Source organism: Pseudomonas sp. 13159349 (assembly GCF_013305685.1).
Lineage (GTDB): Bacteria > Pseudomonadota > Gammaproteobacteria > Pseudomonadales > Pseudomonadaceae > Aquipseudomonas > Aquipseudomonas asiatica.
The window spans coordinates 587987-607680 of record NZ_CP045553.1 but is presented as its reverse complement, the minus strand read 5'-3'; the positions used below and the strand labels follow the sequence as shown (position 1 = coordinate 607680).

General features: G+C 57.9%; 18 protein-coding genes. All 18 read right to left on the bottom strand.

The annotated features are described in order from the left end of the window. Nucleotides 1-2 precede the first annotated feature (2 nt). Entirely contained in the window at nt 3-689 is a 687-nt protein-coding gene (gene rpsC / locus GEV38_RS02715; protein WP_003255481.1) for a 30S ribosomal protein S3, read from the bottom strand. Between the two features lie 13 nt (nt 690-702). Further along, entirely contained in the window at nt 703-1035 is a 333-nt protein-coding gene (gene rplV / locus GEV38_RS02710; protein ID WP_003103908.1) for a 50S ribosomal protein L22, read from the bottom strand. An 11-nt stretch (nt 1036-1046) separates the two neighbouring features. After that, nucleotides 1047-1322: a 30S ribosomal protein S19 gene (gene rpsS, locus GEV38_RS02705; RefSeq protein ID WP_003255482.1), complete on the bottom strand. Its 276-nt coding sequence runs from the start codon at nt 1320-1322 to the stop codon at nt 1047-1049. Nucleotides 1323-1338: 16 nt separating this feature from the next. Then, a complete protein-coding gene (rplB, locus tag GEV38_RS02700; RefSeq protein WP_015268750.1) occupies nt 1339-2163 on the bottom strand; it encodes a 50S ribosomal protein L2 in 825 nt (274 codons plus the stop codon). A gap of 14 nt (nt 2164-2177) precedes the next feature. Beyond that, nucleotides 2178-2477, bottom strand: a complete 300-nt coding sequence (gene rplW / locus GEV38_RS02695) for a 50S ribosomal protein L23 (protein ID WP_003255484.1) — start codon at nt 2475-2477, stop codon at nt 2178-2180. Further along, nucleotides 2474-3076, bottom strand: a complete 603-nt coding sequence (gene rplD, locus GEV38_RS02690) for a 50S ribosomal protein L4 (RefSeq protein WP_008089819.1) — start codon at nt 3074-3076, stop codon at nt 2474-2476. The genes rplW and rplD overlap by 4 nt, the downstream gene beginning before the upstream one ends. Nucleotides 3077-3088: 12 nt before the next feature. Further along, entirely contained in the window at nt 3089-3724 is a 636-nt protein-coding gene (gene rplC / locus GEV38_RS02685; protein WP_003257089.1) for a 50S ribosomal protein L3, read from the bottom strand. A gap of 80 nt (nt 3725-3804) precedes the next feature. After that, nucleotides 3805-4116, bottom strand: a complete 312-nt coding sequence (rpsJ, locus tag GEV38_RS02680) for a 30S ribosomal protein S10 (RefSeq protein ID WP_003186070.1) — start codon at nt 4114-4116, stop codon at nt 3805-3807. Between the two features lie 141 nt (nt 4117-4257). After that, nucleotides 4258-5451, bottom strand: coding sequence for an elongation factor Tu (gene tuf / locus GEV38_RS02675; RefSeq protein WP_013970626.1), 1194 nt, complete (start codon nt 5449-5451; stop codon nt 4258-4260). Between the two features lie 27 nt (nt 5452-5478). Continuing rightward, nucleotides 5479-7626 carry an elongation factor G gene (gene fusA, locus GEV38_RS02670; RefSeq protein ID WP_015268748.1) on the bottom strand — a complete coding sequence of 716 codons (2148 nt, stop codon included), beginning with the start codon at nt 7624-7626 and terminating at the stop codon, nt 5479-5481. Nucleotides 7627-7656: 30 nt separating this feature from the next. Next, nucleotides 7657-8127, bottom strand: coding sequence for a 30S ribosomal protein S7 (gene rpsG / locus GEV38_RS02665; RefSeq protein ID WP_003246741.1), 471 nt, complete (start codon nt 8125-8127; stop codon nt 7657-7659). 106 nt (nt 8128-8233) lie between these two features. Continuing rightward, the gene (gene rpsL / locus GEV38_RS02660) at nt 8234-8605 is read right to left on the bottom strand and encodes a 30S ribosomal protein S12 (RefSeq protein WP_003257088.1); all 372 of its coding nucleotides are present in this window, start codon (nt 8603-8605) and stop codon (nt 8234-8236) included. A gap of 211 nt (nt 8606-8816) precedes the next feature. Beyond that, the gene (gene rpoC / locus GEV38_RS02655; RefSeq protein WP_173895552.1) at nt 8817-13016 is read right to left on the bottom strand and encodes a DNA-directed RNA polymerase subunit beta'; all 4200 of its coding nucleotides are present in this window, start codon (nt 13014-13016) and stop codon (nt 8817-8819) included. Between the two features lie 64 nt (nt 13017-13080). After that, complete coding sequence (gene rpoB / locus GEV38_RS02650) at nt 13081-17154, bottom strand: DNA-directed RNA polymerase subunit beta (protein WP_013970631.1); 4074 nt, start codon at nt 17152-17154, stop codon at nt 13081-13083. Between the two features lie 220 nt (nt 17155-17374). Continuing rightward, nucleotides 17375-17746: a 50S ribosomal protein L7/L12 gene (rplL, locus tag GEV38_RS02645; RefSeq protein WP_013970630.1), complete on the bottom strand. Its 372-nt coding sequence runs from the start codon at nt 17744-17746 to the stop codon at nt 17375-17377. Nucleotides 17747-17824: 78 nt separating this feature from the next. Then, a complete protein-coding gene (rplJ, locus tag GEV38_RS02640; protein WP_003257082.1) occupies nt 17825-18325 on the bottom strand; it encodes a 50S ribosomal protein L10 in 501 nt (166 codons plus the stop codon). A 197-nt stretch (nt 18326-18522) separates the two neighbouring features. Continuing rightward, the gene (gene rplA, locus GEV38_RS02635) at nt 18523-19218 is read right to left on the bottom strand and encodes a 50S ribosomal protein L1 (RefSeq protein ID WP_013970629.1); all 696 of its coding nucleotides are present in this window, start codon (nt 19216-19218) and stop codon (nt 18523-18525) included. Beyond that, nucleotides 19218-19649, bottom strand: a complete 432-nt coding sequence (gene rplK, locus GEV38_RS02630; protein ID WP_003255500.1) for a 50S ribosomal protein L11 — start codon at nt 19647-19649, stop codon at nt 19218-19220. Before rplK ends, rplA begins: the two co-directional genes overlap by 1 nt. Nucleotides 19650-19694 lie beyond the last annotated feature (45 nt).

Sequence of the window (19694 nt, the reverse complement as noted above, 5' to 3'; positions counted from 1 at the left end):
CCTTACTTAGCAGCTTTTTTACGAGGCGCTGGTGCTTGTGGTTTCAGTTCTTCTTGGCGACCACCAATAACTTCGCCTTTGAAGATCCAAACCTTCACACCGATCACACCGTAAGTGGTGTGAGCTTCGTAGGTGTTGTAGTCGATATCGGCACGCAGGGTGTGCAGAGGCACACGACCTTCGCGATACCACTCGGTACGAGCAATCTCAGCACCGCCGAGACGACCGCTCACCTGGATCTTGATGCCCTTGGCACCAATACGCATGGCGTTCTGTACGGCGCGCTTCATGGCGCGACGGAACATTACGCGGCGCTCCAGCTGCTGAGCTACGCTCTGCGCAACCAGCATAGCGTCGAGTTCCGGCTTGCGGATCTCTTCGATGTTGATGTGCACAGGCACACCCATCTGCTTGGTCAGGTCCTGACGCAGCTTCTCGACATCTTCACCTTTCTTACCGATAACGATACCGGGACGAGCGGTGTGGATGGTGATGCGTGCAGTTTGAGCCGGACGATGAATATCGATACGGCTTACGGACGCGCTTTTTAGTTTGTCTTGGAGGTACTCACGCGTTTTCAGATCCTTCAACAGGTAATCTGCGTAAGTAGCACCGTCTGCGTACCAGACGGAGGTGTGCTCCTTGACGATTCCCAGGCGAATGCCAGTGGGATGTACTTTCTGACCCATCTGATCGACTCCGTTACTTGTCCGCAACCTTGACAGTGATATGGCAAGACCGCTTGACGATGCGATCAGCACGGCCTTTGGCACGTGGCATGATGCGCTTCAGCGAACGCCCTTCGTTGACGAAGACGGTGGAGACCTTCAGGTCATCAACGTCTGCGCCTTCGTTGTGTTCGGCGTTGGCAACGGCCGACTCGAGGACTTTCTTCATGATTTCAGCGGCTTTTTTGCTGCTGAAGGCCAACAGGTTGAGCGCTTCGCCCACCTTCTTCCCGCGGATCTGGTCGGCGACCAAGCGGGCTTTCTGGGCGGAGATGCGAGCGCCCGACAACTTAGCGGCTACTTCCATTTCCTTACCCCTTAACGCTTGGCTTTCTTGTCAGCCACGTGCCCGCGATAGGTGCGGGTACCGGCGAACTCGCCCAGTTTGTGGCCGACCATGTCTTCGTTCACCAGAACTGGGACATGTTGACGACCGTTGTGTACCGCGATGGTCAGACCGACCATTTGTGGCAGGATCATCGAACGGCGCGACCAGGTTTTAACTGGCTTGCGATCGTTCTTCTCCACCGCCACTTCGACCTTCTTCAGCAGGTGAAGATCGATAAAAGGACCTTTTTTCAGAGAACGTGGCACTGTCGTATCCCTCTAGTTACTTGCGACGACGGACGATCATGTTGTCGGTACGCTTATTACCACGGGTCTTCGCACCCTTGGTTGGGAAGCCCCATGGCGATACCGGATGACGACCACCGGAGGTACGACCTTCACCACCACCATGTGGGTGGTCAACCGGGTTCATGGCAACACCACGAACGGTTGGGCGAACGCCGCGCCAGCGTTTGGCACCAGCTTTACCCAGCGAACGCAGGCTGTGCTCGGAGTTCGAGACTTCGCCCAGGGTCGCACGGCACTCAGCCAGTACTTTACGCATCTCACCGGAACGCAGACGCAGAGTCACGTAGACGCCTTCACGAGCGATCAGCTGAGCCGAAGCACCAGCGGAACGAGCGATCTGAGCACCTTTACCCGGCTTCAGTTCGATGCCGTGAATGGTGCTACCTACTGGGATATTGCGCAGCTGCAGGGAGTTACCGGCCTTGATTGGGGCCAGGGCACCTGCGATCAGCTGGTCACCAGCGCTCACGCCTTTAGGGGCGATGATGTAGCGACGCTCACCGTCTGCGTAGCACAGCAGGGCGATGTGAGCAGTACGGTTCGGGTCGTATTCGATACGCTCGACAGTGGCTGGAATGCCATCTTTGTCGTTGCGACGGAAGTCGACCAGACGGTAATGCTGCTTATGACCACCACCAACGTGACGAGTGGTGATGCGGCCATTGTTGTTACGACCACCAGACTTCGATTTTTTCTCGATCAGCGGTGCGTGAGGAGCGCCTTTGTGCAGCTCCTGGTTGACCACCTTGACCACGAAACGGCGGCCAGGGGAAGTCGGTTTGCATTTAACGATTGCCATGATGCACCCCTTCCTTACTCAGCACTGCTGCTGAAATCGAGATCTTGGCCTGGCTGAAGGGAGACGATCGCCTTCTTCCAGTCATTACGCTTGCCCAGACCACGTGCGGTACGCTTGGTTTTACCCAGAACGTTAACAGTCGACACGTTTTCAACTTTTACGTTGAACAGGCCTTCGACAGCTTTCTTGATTTCCAGCTTGGTTGCATCGGTAGCAACCTTGAATACGAACTGGCCTTTTTTCTCAGCCAGAACGGTAGCCTTCTCGGAAACGTGCGGGCCAAGGAGGACTTTGAATACGCGTTCCTGGTTCATCCCAGCAGCTCCTCGAATTTCTTCACGGCCGAGACAGTGATCAACACTTTCTCGTATGCGATCAGACTGACCGGGTCGGAACCTTGTACGTCACGTACGTCAACGTGCGGCAGGTTGCGAGCAGCCAGGTACAGGTTCTGATCAACAGCGTCGGAAACGATCAGTACGTCGTTCAGACCCATGCCGTTCAGCTTGTTCAGCAGATCTTTGGTTTTCGGTGCTTCAACAGCGAAGTCCTGAACCACGACCAGACGGTCGCTACGCACCAGCTCAGCGAGGATGGAGCGCAGGGCTGCGCGGTACATCTTCTTGTTGAGCTTCTGCGAGTGATCTTGAGGGCGAGCTGCGAAGGTTACACCACCGCCACGCCAGATCGGACCACGAGTGGTACCAGCACGAGCACGGCCAGTACCCTTCTGACGCCATGGGCGCTTACCGCCACCAGCCACGTCGGAACGGGTCTTCTGCTGCTTGGTGCCCTGACGGCCGCCGGCCATGTAGGCCACGACTGCTTGGTGTACCAGCGTCTCGTTGAATTCGCCACCGAAAGTCAGTTCGGAAACTTCGATCGCCTGAGCGTCATTTACATTGAGTTGCATGTCAGTTTCCCCTTAACCGCGAGCCTTGACAGCTGGACGTACAACCACGTCGCCGCCAGTAGCGCCTGGAACGGCACCCTTGACCAGCAGCAGGTTGCGTTCAGCGTCTACGCGAACTACTTCCAGGGACTGAACAGTCACGCGCTCGGCGCCCATGTGACCGGACATTTTCTTGCCCTTGAACACACGACCAGGAGTCTGGCACTGGCCGATGGAACCTGGGACACGGTGCGACACGGAGTTACCGTGGGTGTTGTCCTGGCCACGGAAGTTCCAGCGCTTGATGGTACCGGCGAAGCCTTTACCTTTGGACTGACCAGTAACGTCTACCAGCTGGCCTGCAGTGAAGAGTTCAGCTTTGATCAGATCGCCAGCCTGGAAATCGCCTTCTTCAAGACGGAACTCCCAGACACCGCGACCAGCGGCAACGTTGGCCTTGGCGAAGTGGCCTGCCTGAGCGGCAGTCACGCGCGAAGCACGACGCTCGCCGACAGTGACTTGCACTGCACGGTAGCCATCGGTTTCTTCAGTTTTGAACTGGGTGACGCGATTCGGCTCGATCTCGATGACCGTGACCGGAATGGAGACACCTTCTTCGGTGAAAATGCGGGTCATACCGCACTTGCGACCGATTACACCAATAGTCATGTTGTAAACCTCATGAGTGTACGGGGCTTTCACCCGCTATGGCCGCCCATTTCAGAGCGTTACACGACCAGACCGAAGTCTTAGCCGAGGCTGATCTGTACTTCCACACCTGCCGCCAGATCAAGCTTCATCAGCGCATCAACGGTTTTATCCGTTGGCTGGACGATGTCCAGAACACGCTTATGAGTGCGGATCTCGTACTGGTCACGCGCGTCTTTGTTGACGTGCGGGGAAACCAGAACGGTGAAACGCTCTTTGCGGGTAGGCAGTGGAATTGGACCACGCACTTGTGCACCAGTACGTTTCGCGGTTTCCACGATTTCCTGGGTGGATTGGTCGATCAGGCGATGGTCGAAAGCCTTCAACCTGATACGGATTTGCTGATTTTGCATTGGATTTCAGACTCCAGGCTGTTCCCAACGGACGCACTACGCCCGCTAAAAGGAGGCGTGATTCTATAGACGCCCCCATTTAGTGTCAACCCAATAAAAAAAACCCCCGCTGAGCGGGGGTTTTTTCAATCGGTCGAGTGATTACTCGATGATTTTTGCTACGACGCCGGCGCCGACGGTACGACCGCCTTCACGGATAGCGAAGCGCAGACCGTCTTCCATTGCGATGGTCTTGATCAGGGTGACAGTCATCTGAATGTTGTCACCTGGCATTACCATTTCAACGCCTTCCGGCAGTTCGCAGTTACCGGTCACGTCAGTGGTACGGAAGTAGAACTGAGGACGGTAGCCTTTGAAGAACGGAGTGTGACGACCGCCTTCTTCCTTCGACAGAACGTAGACTTCTGCGGTGAACTTGGTGTGCGGCTTGACCGAACCTGGCTTGACCAGAACCTGGCCACGCTCAACGTCGTCACGCTTGGTACCACGCAGCAGAACGCCGCAGTTCTCGCCAGCACGACCTTCGTCCAGCAGCTTGCGGAACATCTCAACACCGGTGCAGGTGGTGGTGGTGGTGTCACGCAGACCAACGATTTCCAGCGGATCCTGAACGCGGACGATACCACGCTCGATACGACCGGTAACAACGGTACCACGACCCGAGATCGAGAATACGTCTTCGATCGGCATCAGGAACGGCTGGTCAACGGCACGAACTGGCTCAGGGATGTAGGCATCCAGAGTTTCTACCAGCTTCTTGACAGCGGTAGTACCCATTTCGTTGTCGTCTTTGCCTTCCAGGGCCATACGAGCCGAACCGATGATGATCGGGGTATCGTCGCCTGGGAAGTCGTAGGTGGACAGCAGGTCGCGAACTTCCATCTCGACCAGTTCCAGCAGCTCGGCGTCGTCTACCAGGTCAGCCTTGTTCAGGAAGACCACGATGTAAGGAACGCCTACCTGACGGGACAGCAGGATGTGCTCACGGGTTTGTGGCATCGGACCATCGGCGGCCGAGCAAACCAGGATCGCGCCGTCCATCTGGGCAGCACCGGTGATCATGTTCTTCACGTAGTCAGCGTGACCTGGGCAGTCAACGTGAGCGTAGTGACGAATGTTCGAGTTGTACTCGACGTGAGCGGTGTTGATGGTGATACCGCGCGCTTTTTCTTCCGGAGCCGAGTCGATCTTGTCGAACTCAACGACTGCCGAACCGAAAACTTCGGAGCAGACGCGAGTCAGAGCTGCGGTCAGAGTGGTCTTACCGTGGTCAACGTGGCCGATGGTGCCGACGTTAACGTGGGGAAGGGAACGATCAAATTTTTCTTTAGCCACGACAGTGAACCTCTTGCCTAAAGGGGATTAGCCTTGTTTTTTAACGAGTGCTTCGACGATGTTCGACGGAGCTTCGGCGTATTTGGAGAATTCCATGGAGTAGCTTGCGCGACCCTGAGACATGGAACGAACGTCGGTTGCGTAACCGAACATCTCTCCGAGCGGAACTTCAGCGCGGACGACACGGCCAGAGACCGATTCATCCATACCCTGGACCAGACCACGACGACGGTTCAGGTCACCCATCACGTCACCCAGGTAGTCTTCCGGAGTTACAACTTCGACCTTCATGATCGGCTCGAGAACCACGCCACCGCCCTTCTGGGCCAGTTGCTTGGTTGCCATCGAAGCGGCGATCTTGAACGCCATTTCGTTGGAGTCGACGTCGTGGTACGAACCGTCGAATACCGCGGCCTTCAGGCCGATCAGAGGATAGCCGGCAACAACGCCGTTCTTCATCTGCTCTTCGATACCCTTCTGGATCGCAGGGATGTATTCCTTAGGAATCACACCACCAACGACTTCGTTGGCGAACACCAGACCTTCGGTGATGTTGCCCTTGTCGTCCTGATCCGGCTCCGAGAAACGGATCCAGCAGTGACCGAACTGACCACGACCGCCCGACTGACGAACGAACTTGCCTTCGATCTCGACGTTGGACTTGGTGATCTTCTCGCGGTACGAAACCTGCGGCTTGCCGATGTTGGCTTCGACGTTGAACTCGCGCTTCATGCGGTCAACGAGGATGTCCAGGTGCAGCTCACCCATACCGGAGATGATGGTCTGACCAGTTTCTTCGTCGGTCTTGACGCGGAACGACGGGTCTTCCTGGGCCAGCTTGCCCAGTGCGATACCCATCTTCTCCTGGTCAGCCTTGGTTTTCGGCTCTACGGAGAGCGAAATCACAGGCTCCGGGAAGTCCATACGTTCGAGGATGATCGGCTTGTCGGCGTTGCACAGGGTGTCACCAGTGGTGACGTCCTTCATGCCGATCAGAGCGGCGATATCGCCCGCACGCACTTCCTTGATCTCTTCACGCTGGTTGGCGTGCATCTGCACCATACGACCAACGCGCTCTTTCTTGCCCTTGACCGAGTTGATGACGGAGTCACCGGAGGTCAGGAAGCCCGAGTAAACGCGAACGAAGGTCAGAGTACCAACGAACGGGTCGGTGGCAATCTTGAACGCCAGAGCCGAGAACGGCTCATCGTCGTCAGCATGACGCTCGTCGTACTGCTCTGGGGTGACTTCATCCTTCGGCACTTCGGCCAGATCAGGATGGATACCCTTGATCGCAGGAATTTCGGTCGGAGCAGGCAGGTAGTCGATAACGGCGTCGAGAACCAGGGGAACGCCCTTGTTCTTGAACGACGAACCGCAGACAGCCGGAACGATCTCGCTGGCCAGGGTGCGCGCGCGCAGGCCTGCCTTGATTTCTTCGACGGTCAGCTCACCTTCTTCAAGGTACTTGTTCATCAGCTCTTCGCTGGCTTCGGCGGCGGCTTCAACCATGTTGTTGCGCCATTCGTTAGCCAGGTCGACCATGTCCGCTGGAATTTCTTCTTCGCGGTAGGTGGTGCCCTTGTCGTCTTCGTTCCAGTAGATGGCTTTCATCTTGATCAGGTCGACCTGACCCTGGAAGTCGTCTTCTGCACCGATAGCCAGCTGGACCGGAACCGGGGTGTGACCCAGGCGGTTCTTGATCTGACCGACAACTCGCAGGAAGTTGGCACCAGCACGGTCCATCTTGTTCACGTAGACAACACGTGGAACGCCGTACTTGTTGGCCTGACGCCATACGGTTTCGGACTGCGGCTCAACGCCGGAGGTACCGCAGAACACAACGACCGCGCCGTCGAGTACACGCAGCGAACGCTCTACTTCAATGGTGAAGTCAACGTGGCCGGGGGTATCGATGACGTTTACGCGGTAGTTGTCGTACTGACCACGGGAACCTTTCCAGAAGGTGGTAACGGCAGCGGAGGTAATGGTGATACCGCGCTCCTGCTCCTGCACCATCCAGTCGGTGGTCGCGGCGCCGTCGTGCACCTCGCCCATTTTGTGGCTCAGACCTGTGTAGAACAGGATCCGCTCGGTAGTGGTAGTCTTGCCCGCGTCAACGTGGGCGCAGATACCGATGTTACGGTAGCGGTTAATTGCTGTAGTACGAGCCATAAAGCCCTCGCAAAATGATTGATGCTTGAATTAGAAGCGGTAGTGCGAGAACGCTTTGTTGGCCTCGGCCATACGGTGCACGTCTTCACGCTTCTTGACTGCAGCACCCTTGCCTTCAGCAGCATCCAGCAGTTCGCCGGCCAGGCGCAGGGCCATCGACTTCTCGCCGCGCTTGCGGGCGTAGTCTACGAGCCAGCGCATTGCCAGAGCGTTACGACGGGACGGACGAACTTCAACCGGAACCTGGTAAGTGGCACCGCCAACACGGCGGGACTTAACTTCGACCAGCGGAGCGATGGCGTCGAGAGCTTTCTCGAAGATTTCCAGGGGGTCGCTGTTCTTGCGTGCTTTGACGGTATCCAGGGCACCGTAAACGATGCGCTCGGCTACGGCCTTCTTGCCGCTTTCCATCACGTGGTTCATGAACTTGGCGAGAATCTGGGATCCGTACTTCGGATCGTCAAGGATCTCACGTTTTGCTGCTACACGACGTCTTGGCATGATAAGCCCTCAAACGGTCTTCAGGTTAGCCCGGGACCAGGTCTTTCGACCCCTGCCCGACCTTACTCTTATCGACTCAAATAAATGGATGTCTGCAAACGGCCGATTACTTCGGACGCTTGGTACCGTACTTCGAACGACCCTGGTTACGGCCTTTAACGCCCGAAGTATCCAGAGAGCCGCGAACGGTGTGGTAACGAACACCTGGCAAGTCTTTTACACGGCCGCCACGGATCAGGACGACGCTGTGCTCTTGCAGGTTGTGGCCTTCACCACCGATGTACGAGGAAACCTCGAAACCGTTGGTCAGACGCACACGGCATACTTTACGCAGTGCCGAGTTAGGTTTTTTCGGCGTGGTGGTGTACACGCGGGTGCACACGCCACGACGCTGCGGGCAGTTCTGCAGCGCAGGTACGTCGGATTTCTCGACGGTACGCTTACGCGGCTGACGTACCAGCTGGTTGATAGTTGCCATCTACTAGCTCCACTGATTGTCTTGCGACGCTATTGTCTTGCAAGAAAGCCAAAAATTGGCGAGACGGAGCCTCACCAAATTTAAGGGTACAAAAGTCTAAAGAGGATCTTGCACCCAGTCAAGACGAGGCCCCGGCCCTCCCCGCCCGATCATCGGCAACATTTCATGTCGCCGCTGATCGCTCGGGGCTTGCCGGGGCCCTGCCCTGTACTTAGTTACCGCTGGAGTTCAGCGCTTCGGTCAGTGCGGCTTCCACCTCACTGGCGCTCACACGCAGCGGCTTGTCGGCATCACGGCGACGCTTACGCTCGCTGTGGTAGGCCAGACCAGTACCGGCCGGAATCAGACGACCCACGACCACGTTCTCTTTCAGGCCGCGCAGGTAGTCGCGCTTACCGGTTACCGCCGCTTCGGTCAGTACGCGGGTGGTTTCCTGGAAGGAAGCCGCGGAGATGAACGACTCGGTCGACAGCGAGGCCTTGGTGATACCCAGCAGCACGCGGGAGAACTTGGAGATGAACTTGTCCTCGCTGGCGAGACGCTCGTTCTCTACCAGTACCTGGGTCAGTTCCATCTGGTCGCCCTTGATGAAGCTGGAGTCACCCGACTCGGTTATCTCGACCTTGCGCAGCATCTGACGCAGGATGGTCTCGATGTGCTTGTCGTTGATCTTAACGCCTTGCAGACGGTAAACGTCCTGGATCTCGTTGACGATGTACTTCGCCAGCGCGCTCACACCCAGCAGACGCAGAATGTCGTGCGGATCGCTCGGGCCGTCGGAGATAACTTCGCCGCGGTTTACCTGTTCGCCTTCGAAGACGTTCAGGTGGCGCCACTTCGGAATCAGCTCTTCGTACGGATCGCTACCGTCGGTCGGGGTGATGACCAGACGACGCTTGCCCTTGGTCTCCTTGCCGAACGCGATGGTGCCGCTGACTTCAGCCAGAATCGAGGCCTCTTTCGGACGGCGCGCTTCGAACAGGTCGGCAACGCGCGGCAGACCACCGGTGATGTCACGGGTCTTCGACGTTTCTTGCGGGATACGCGCGATAACGTCACCAACACCGATCTGGGCACCGTCAGCCACGCCGACGAGGGCGTTGGCCGGCAGGAAGTACTGGGCAGGTACGTCGGTACCTGGCAGGTACAGATCCTTGCCAGAAGCGTCGACCATCTTGATAGCAGGACGGATTTCCTTGCCAGCGGCCGGGCGATCCTTGACGTCCAGTACTTCAATGTTGGTCAAACCCGTCAATTCGTCAGTCTGACGCTTGATGGTGATGCCTTCTTCCATGCCAACGAAGGTCACGGTACCTTTCAGTTCGGTAACGATCGGGTGGGTGTGCGGGTCCCACTTGGCGACGATAGCGCCAGCTTCGACCTTTTCACCTTCCTTGACCGAAATTACCGCACCATAAGGCAGCTTGTAGCGCTCACGCTCACGACCGAACTCGTCGGCAATGGCCAACTCGCCCGAACGCGATACGGCAACCAGGTTGCCATCGGCACGTTCTACCTGCTTCAGGTTGTGCAGACGCACCATACCGCCGTTCTTCACTTGGACGCTGTCGGCAGCCGAGGTACGGCTTGCAGCACCACCGATGTGGAACGTACGCATGGTCAGCTGGGTACCCGGCTCACCGATCGACTGCGCAGCGATAACGCCGACAGCTTCACCGATGTTCACCTGGTGACCGCGAGCCAGGTCACGACCGTAGCACTTGGCGCAGATGCCGTAGCGGGTTTCGCAGTTGATCGGCGAACGCACGACCACTTCGTCGATGCTGTTCAGCTCGATGAATTCGACCCACTTCTCGTCGACCAGGGTACCGGCCGGAACGATGACGTCCTCGGTGCCTGGCTTGAACACGTCACGGGCGATGACACGACCCAGCACACGCTCACCCAGCGGTTCTACAACGTCACCACCTTCGATGTGCGGGGTCATCAGCAGGCCCTGGTCGGTGCCGCAGTCGATCTCGGTAACAACCAGATCCTGGGCAACGTCTACCAGACGACGAGTCAGGTAACCGGAGTTGGCGGTCTTCAGTGCGGTATCCGCCAGACCCTTACGAGCACCGTGGGTCGAAATGAAGTACTGCAGAACGCTCAGACCTTCACGGAAGTTCGCAGTGATCGGCGTCTCGATGATGGAGCCGTCCGGCTTGGCCATCAGGCCACGCATACCGGCCAGCTGACGGATCTGGGCTGCGGAACCCCGCGCACCGGAGTCAGCCATCATGTACATCGAGTTGAAGGACTCTTGCTCGACTTCCTTGCCTTCGCGATCGATGACCTTCTCTTTCGAGAGGTTGGCCATCATCGCCTTGGACACTTCGTCGTTCGCCTTCGACCACAGGTCGATGACCTTGTTGTACTTCTCGCCCTGGGTTACCAGACCGGAGGCGTACTGGCTCTCGATTTCCTTCACTTCGTCGGTAGCGGTACCGATGATGCGTGCTTTCTCGTCCGGGATAACGAAGTCGTTAACACCGATCGAAACGCCGGAAATGGTCGAGTAAGCGAAACCGGTGTACATCAGCTGGTCAGCGAAGATAACGGTCTCTTTCAGACCAACCACGCGGTAGCACTGGTTGATCAGCTTGGAGATCGCCTTTTTCTTCATCGGCTGGTTGACCACGTCGTAAGGCAGGCCTGCCGGTACGACCTGGAACAGCAGCGCACGGCCGACGGTGGTGTCGACGATGCGGGTGTTCTTGACCACGGAGCCGTCACGCTCTTTCACGGTTTCGTTGATACGAACCTTGATTTTCGCGTGCAGGGCAGCCTCGCCGGCGCGGAATACGCGGTCGACTTCCTGCAGGTCGGCGAACACGCGACCTTCGCCCTTGGCGTTGATGACTTCACGGGTCATGTAGTACAGACCCAGTACCACGTCCTGCGACGGAACGATGATTGGCTCACCGTTGGCTGGCGACAGGATGTTGTTGGTCGACATCATCAGCGCGCGCGCTTCGAGCTGGGCTTCCAGGGTCAGCGGCACGTGAACGGCCATCTGGTCACCGTCGAAGTCGGCGTTGTACGCGGCACAGACCAGCGGGTGCAGCTGAATAGCCTTGCCTTCGATCAGAACCGGTTCAAATGCCTGGATACCCAGACGGTGCAGGGTCGGTGCGCGGTTGAGCAGCACGGGGTGTTCGCGGATCACCTCGGCGAGCACGTCCCACACCTCTGGCAGCTCACGCTCGACCATCTTCTTGGCAGCCTTGATGGTGGTCGCCAGACCACGCATTTCCAGCTTGCCGAAAATGAACGGTTTGAACAGCTCGAGAGCCATCTTTTTCGGCAGACCGCATTGGTGCAGACGCAGGGTCGGGCCTACGGTAATTACCGAACGGCCGGAGTAGTCCACACGCTTACCGAGCAGGTTCTGACGGAAGCGACCTTGCTTACCTTTGATCATGTCGGCCAGGGACTTCAGCGGACGCTTGTTCGAGCCAGTGATGGCGCGACCGCGACGGCCGTTGTCCAGCAGGGCGTCGACCGCCTCCTGCAGCATGCGCTTTTCGTTGCGCACGATGATGTCCGGCGCCGACAGATCCAGCAGGCGCTTCAGACGGTTGTTACGGTTGATCACCCGACGATACAGGTCGTTCAGGTCGGAGGTCGCGAAGCGGCCGCCATCCAGCGGTACCAGCGGACGCAGGTCCGGCGGCAGCACTGGCAGGACGGTCAGGACCATCCACTCAGGCAGGTTGCCCGAACCCTGGAACGCTTCCATCAGCTTCAGGCGCTTGGACAGCTTCTTGATCTTGGTTTCCGAGTTGGTCTGCGGAATCTCTTCGCGCAGGCGACCGATCTCGTGCTCCAGGTCGATAGCGTGCAGCAGCTCGCGGACAGCCTCGGCACCCATGCGGGCGTCGAAGTCATCACCGAACTCTTCCAGCGCTTCGAAGTACTGCTCGTCGTTCAGCAGCTGGCCTTTTTCCAGGGTGGTCATGCCCGGGTCGATAACGACGTAGCTCTCGAAGTAGAGCACGCGCTCGATGTCACGCAGGGTCATGTCCATCAGCAGGCCGATACGGGACGGCAGCGACTTCAGGAACCAGATGTGGGCAACCGGCGAGGCCAGTTCGATGTGCGCCATGCGCTCACGACGAACTTTTGCCAGGGCAACTTCAACGCCGCACTTCTCGCAGATCACGCCGCGATGCTTGAGGCGCTTGTACTTGCCGCACAGGCACTCGTAGTCCTTGACTGGGCCAAAGATCTTGGCGCAGAACAGGCCGTCACGCTCAGGCTTGAACGTACGGTAGTTGATGGTTTCCGGCTTCTTAACTTCACCGAACGACCACGAACGGATCATTTCAGGCGACGCCAGACCGATGCGGATGGCGTCGAACTCTTCGACTTGACCCTGGTTTTTCAGCAAATTCAGTAGGTCTTTCAAGGCCTTTCCTCCTGGCGGAGCAGGGAGCGGGCATTACCTGCCCCACTCCCCTTCGCGTCACGTGTTATTCGGTTTCCAGATCGATATCGATACCGAGCGAACGGATCTCTTTGATCAACACGTTGAAGGACTCGGGCATGCCCGGCTCCATACGGTGATCGCCATCCACGATGTTCTTGTACATCTTGGTACGGCCGTTCACGTCGTCCGACTTCACTGTGAGCATTTCTTGCAGGGTGTATGCCGCGCCGTATGCTTCCAGCGCCCACACTTCCATCTCCCCGAAACGCTGACCACCGAACTGCGCCTTACCACCCAGCGGCTGCTGGGTAACCAGGCTGTAGGAACCAGTGGAACGCGCGTGCATCTTGTCGTCCACCAAGTGGTTCAGCTTGAGCATGTACATGTAACCAACGGTCACAGGACGCTCGAACTTGTTGCCGGTACGGCCATCGAACAGCACCATCTGGCCGCTCTCTGGCAGGTCGGCCAGCTTCAGCATGGCCTTGATCTCGCGCTCCTTGGCACCGTCGAAGACCGGGGTAGCCATTGGCACGCCCTTCTTCAGGTTGTGGGCCAGGGCCAGGATCTCTTCGTCGGTGAACTCGTCCAGGTTTTCCTGACGACCGCCGATCTCGTTGTAGACCTCGGTCAGGAACACGCGCAGTTCAGCGGCCTTGCGCTGCTCTTCGATCATGCGGTCGATCTTCTCGCCCAGACCTTTGGCCGCCAGGCCCAGGTGGGTTTCGAGGATCTGACCGACGTTCATACGCGAAGGTACACCCAGCGGGTTCAGTACGACATCGACCGGAGTACCGTTGGCGTCGTGCGGCATGTCTTCGACCGGCATGATTACCGAGACGACACCCTTGTTACCGTGACGACCGGCCATCTTGTCACCCGGCTGGATGCGACGGCGGATTGCCAGGTAAACCTTGACGATCTTCAGTACGCCCGGTGCCAGGTCATCACCCTGCTGCAGCTTGCGCTTCTTGTCTTCGAACTTGTCGTCCAGCAGACGGCGACGATCGACGATGTACTGCTGAGCCTTTTCCAGCTGCTCGTTCAGTGCATCTTCGGCCATGCGCAGTTTGAACCACTGCCCGTGCTCCAGACCATCCAGCACTTCGTCAGTGATCACGGTGCCTTTCTTCAGGCCCGCGCCACCGTCGACCACCTGGCCGTTCAGAGCAGAACGCAGACGCTCGAAGGTTGCACCTTCGACGATGCGGAACTCTTCGTTGAGGTCCTTGCGGATCTCGTCCAGCTGCATCTTCTCGATGGCCAGAGCGCGGCTGTCGCGCTCGACGCCATCACGGGTGAAGACCTGTACGTCGATGACGGTACCCTTGGTGCCGGTTGGCACGCGCAGGGAGGTGTCCTTAACGTCGCTGGCCTTCTCACCGAAGATTGCGCGCAGCAGTTTTTCTTCCGGAGTCAGCTGGGTTTCGCCTTTTGGCGTTACCTTGCCGACCAGGATGTCGCCAGCGCCGACTTCGGCACCCACGTAGACGATACCGGCTTCGTCCAGCTTGTTCAGTGCGGCTTCACCCACGTTCGGGATGTCCGCAGTGATTTCCTCTGGGCCAAGCTTGGTGTCACGCGCCACACAGGTCAGTTCCTGGATGTGGATGGTGGTGAAGCGGTCTTCCTGAACCACACGCTCGGACAGGCAGATGGAGTCTTCGAAGTTGAAGCCGTTCCACGCCATGAACGCGATGCGCATGTTCTGACCCAGTGCCAGTTCACCCATGTCGGTGGACGGGCCGTCGGCCATGATGTCGCCACGCTGAACCTTGTCACCCTTGCTCACCAGCGGACGCTGGTTGATGCAGGTGTTCTGGTTCGAACGGGTGTACTTAGTCAGGTTGTAGATATCCACACCTGCTTCGCCGGTTTCCACTTCGTCGTCGGCAACGCGAACAACGATACGGCTGGCGTCGACCGAGTCGATCACGCCACCGCGACGAGCAACCACGCAGACACCGGAGTCACGGGCAACGTTGCGCTCCATGCCGGTACCTACCAGCGGCTTGTCGGCGCGCAGGGTCGGTACAGCCTGACGCTGCATGTTCGAACCCATCAATGCACGGTTGGCGTCGTCGTGCTCGAGGAACGGAATCAGCGACGCAGCGACGGAAACAACCTGCTTCGGCGAAACGTCCATCAGGGTGACGTCTTCCGGCGCCTTGACGGTGAATTCGTTCAGGTGACGAACAGCTACCAGCTCATCGATCAGCTGCTTCTTCTCGTTCATCGCGGCCGAAGCCTGGGCGATGACGTGATCCGCCTCTTCAATGGCCGACAGGAACACGATGTCGTCACTGACCACGCCTTCCTTCACTACGCGGTACGGGCTTTCCAGGAAGCCGTACTGGTTGGTGCGGGCATAGGCTGCCAGGGAGTTGATCAGACCGATGTTCGGACCTTCAGGGGTCTCGATCGGGCACACACGGCCGTAGTGGGTCGGGTGTACGTCACGGACTTCGAAGCCGGCACGCTCACGGGTCAGACCGCCTGGGCCGAGTGCGGAGACGCGGCGCTTGTGGGTGATCTCGGAGAGCGGGTTGTTCTGGTCCATGAACTGGGACAGCTGGCTGGAACCGAAGAACTCTTTCACCGCTGCCGCAACCGGCTTGGCGTTGATCAGGTCTTGCGGCATCAGGCCTTCGCTTTCCGCCATCGACAGGCGTTCCTTGACCGCGCGCTCGACACGCACCAGGCCAACGCGGAACTGGTTCTCGGCCATCTCACCGACGCAACGTACACGACGGTTACCCAGGTGGTCGATGTCGTCGACGATGCCTTTGCCGTTACGGATGTCGACCAGGGTCTTCAGAACCTCGACGATATCTTCCTTGCTCAGCACGCCCGAACCTTCGATCTCGGTACGACCGATCCGACGGTTGAACTTCATGCGGCCAACGGCGGACAGGTCGTAACGCTCGGCGCTGAAGAACAAGTTGTTGAACAGGGTCTCGGCAGCATCCTTGGTTGGCGGCTCGCCAGGACGCATCATGCGGTAGATCTCGACCAGGGCTTCCAGCTGGTTGCTGGTGGTGTCGATCTTCAGGGTGTCGGAGATGAACGGACCGCAATCGATGTCGTTGGTGTACAGGGTCTCGATACGGACGACCTGAGCCTTGGCGACCTTGATCAGCAGTTCAGTGGTCATCTCGGTGTTGCATTCAGCCAGGATCTCGCCGGTAGCCGGATGCACAATAGCCTTGGCAGTAGTGCGGCCCAGGACGTATTCCATTGGAACGTCCAGCTGCTTGACGCCGGCCTTCTCGAGCTGGTTGATGTGGCGCGCAGTAATACGGCGGCCCTGCTCGACGATGACTTTGCCGGTTTCGTCATGGATATCCATGACTGCAACCTCACCACGCAGACGCTGCGGTACCAGTTCCAGGCTGAGTTTCTCGCCGGAAATGTGGAACACGTTGGTGGTGTAGAAGGTGTTCAGCACTTCTTCAGTGCTGTAACCCAGGGCACGCAGCAGCACCGAGGCCGGCAGTTTGCGGCGACGGTCGATACGCACGAACACGCAGTCCTTCGGGTCGAACTCGAAGTCCAGCCAGGAGCCGCGGTAAGGGATGATGCGAGCGGAGTACAGCAGCTTGCCGGAGCTGTGAGTCTTGCCACGATCGTGGTCGAAGAACACACCAGGCGAACGGTGCAGCTGGGAAACGATCACACGCTCGGTACCGTTGATAACGAAGGTACCGTTCTCAGTCATCAGGGGGATTTCACCCATGTAGACTTCTTGCTCTTTGATGTCCTTGATCGCTTTGTTCGACGATTCCTTGTCGAAGATGATCAGGCGCACCTTGACCCGCAGTGGGACCGCGAAGGTCACGCCACGCAGGACACATTCCTTCACATCGAAGGCGGGTTCGCCCAGGCGATAGCCTACGTACTCCAGGGCAGCATTGCCGGAGTAGCTGATGATCGGGAATACCGATTTGAAGGCCGCGTGCAGGCCGACGTCGCGGAACTGATCCTTGGATGCTCCCGCTTGCAGGAATTCGCGATACGAATCCAGCTGGATGGCCAGGAGGTAAGGCACATCCATGACGTCCGGCAACTTGCTAAAGTCCTTGCGGATACGTTTTTTCTCAGTGTATGAGTAAGCCATCAGCGTTCCCCAGCTTGGTCACCTGCTTGTTTGGCTTCTCCCGGCGGGAGCAGCCAGAAAATCGTGCAAACCTCTTGGTTTGCGCCACCCACATGGGTGTCTTGCAGCTTGTTATCGGGGCCGGCCTGACCGGCCACCAATAACGGAAAAAGGCCGGTGGCATAAGCCACCAGCCATCAGCCCTTCGCTCAACGCTCGGACTGGAGTCGCAAGGTCGAGATTACTTCAGCTCGACTTTAGCGCCAGCTTCTTCCAGCTTCTTCTTCGCGTCTTCAGCGGCTTCTTTCGAAACGCCTTCAGCGATAACCTGAGGAGCGCCGTCGACTTTCTCTTTGGCTTCTTTCAGGCCCAGACCGGTCAGTTCACGAACGGCCTTGATCACGTTTACTTTCTTGTCGCCAGCTTCGGTCAGAACGACGTTGAACTCGGTCTGCTCTTCAACAGCGGCAGCAGCGCCAGCAGCTGGGCCAGCAGCAACAGCGGCAGCAGCGGTAACGCCGAAGGTTTCTTCCATCGCTTTGATCAGTTCAACAATTTCCAGAACAGTTTTCTGGCCGATCGCTTCGATGATTTGTTCGTTAGTCAGAGACATGACTTAAATCCTGTATTGGGGTGACAGCCTACGCAGCCATCAAATTAAACGTATGATTTTGAAAGAGTTGCGCGTGCCTTAGGCAGCAGCAGCTTCTTTCTGGTCGCGCAGAGCTGCCAGGGTACGAGCCAGCTTGCTGGTTGCACCTTGGATTACGCTCATCAGCTGTGCGATAGCCTCGTCGCGGGTTGGCAGGGTTGCCAGCACGTCGATCTGGTTAGCGGCAAGGAACTTGCCGTCGAACGCAGCTGCCTTGATCTCGAACTTGTCCTGACCCTTGGCGAACTCTTTGAACAGACGAGCAGCAGCGCCCGGGTGTTCGTTGGAGAAAGCAATCAGGGTCGGGCCTTTGAACGCGTCGTTGAGGATCGAGAATTCGGTGCCTTCAACAGCGCGCTTCAGCAGGGTGTTACGTACGACACGTACGTATACGCCAGCTTCGCGGGCCTCTTTACGGAGTCCGGTCATTGCGCCTACAGTCACACCACGGGCATCAGCCACGACAGCGGACAGAGCGACTTTGGCAGCCTCGTTGACTTCAGCGACGATGGCCTTCTTGTCTTCGAGTTTAATTGCCACGGGTTTACTCCTGGTTTTTACCGTTTCATCTGGCCGAAGCCGGATGTCGTTTTGGTGTCTGATTCGGTAACGAATCGGGAGCACCATCTGCGTGGGCTGGTATTTTAAGGCTTGCGCCGCCTACGGTCTTGGATAGCCCCCGCCAGGCAGGGACCCCAATTTTTGCTGGTGGCGCGACAGGTCGCGCCACCATGTTCTTACACGTTCAGCGAGCTCTGATCGATGACCAGACCTGGGCCCATGGTGGTGCTCAGGGTAACGCGCTTGACGTAGATACCTTTCGAGGAAGCTGGCTTGATACGCTTCAGATCAGCGATCAGGGCTTCAACGTTTTCCTTCAGCTTGCCGGCTTCGAAGCCGACCTTGCCAACGGAGGTGTGGATGATACCGTTCTTGTCGGTACGGTAGCGAACCTGACCAGCCTTGGCGTTCTTGACAGCGCCGGCTACGTCTGGGGTCACGGTACCAACTTTCGGGTTAGGCATCAGGCCGCGAGGACCCAGAACCTGACCCAGTTGACCTACAACGCGCATGGCATCAGGCGATGCGATGACGACGTCATAGTTCAGGTCGCCGCCTTTCATTTCGGCAGCCAGATCGTCCATACCTACGCGGTCAGCGCCGGCAGCCAGAGCGGCTTCAGCAGCTGGACCCTGGGTGAAGACAGCAACGCGAACGGTCTTGCCAGTGCCGTGTGGCAGCACGGTAGCGCTACGTACGACCTGGTCAGATTTACGCGGGTCAACACCAAGGTTAACGGCGATGTCGTAGGACTCTACGAACTTGGCAGCCGGCAGCGAAGCCAGCAGAGTGGCCGCTTCTTCGAAGTTGTAGGCCTTGCCTGCTTCGATTTTCTCGGCGATTGCCTTTTGGCGTTTGGTCAGCTTAGCCATTACACACCCTCCACGTTCAGGCCCATGCTGCGGGCAGAGCCAGCGATGGTGCGTACAGCAGCGTCCAGGTCAGCGGCAGTCAGATCAGCCTGTTTAGCTTTGGCGATGTCTTCCAGCTGAGCACGGGTAACGGTACCGACTTTAACGGTGTTCGGGCGAGCCGAACCACTGGTCAGGCCAGCAGCTTTCTTCAGCAGAACCGAGGCAGGGGTGCTCTTGGTCTCGAAGGTGAAGCTACGGTCGCTGTAGACAGTGATGATCACAGGAGTCGGCAGGCCGGCTTCTTGACCCTGGGTACGGGCGTTGAAGGCCTTGCAGAATTCCATGATGTTCACACCGTGTTGACCCAGTGCTGGACCAACGGGTGGGCTTGGGTTGGCCTGGCCGGCCTTAACTTGCAGCTTGATGTAAGCCTGAATCTTCTTAGCCATGAGCTACTCCAAAATCGGGTACGAACGCCTGTTGGCTCCCCGGAT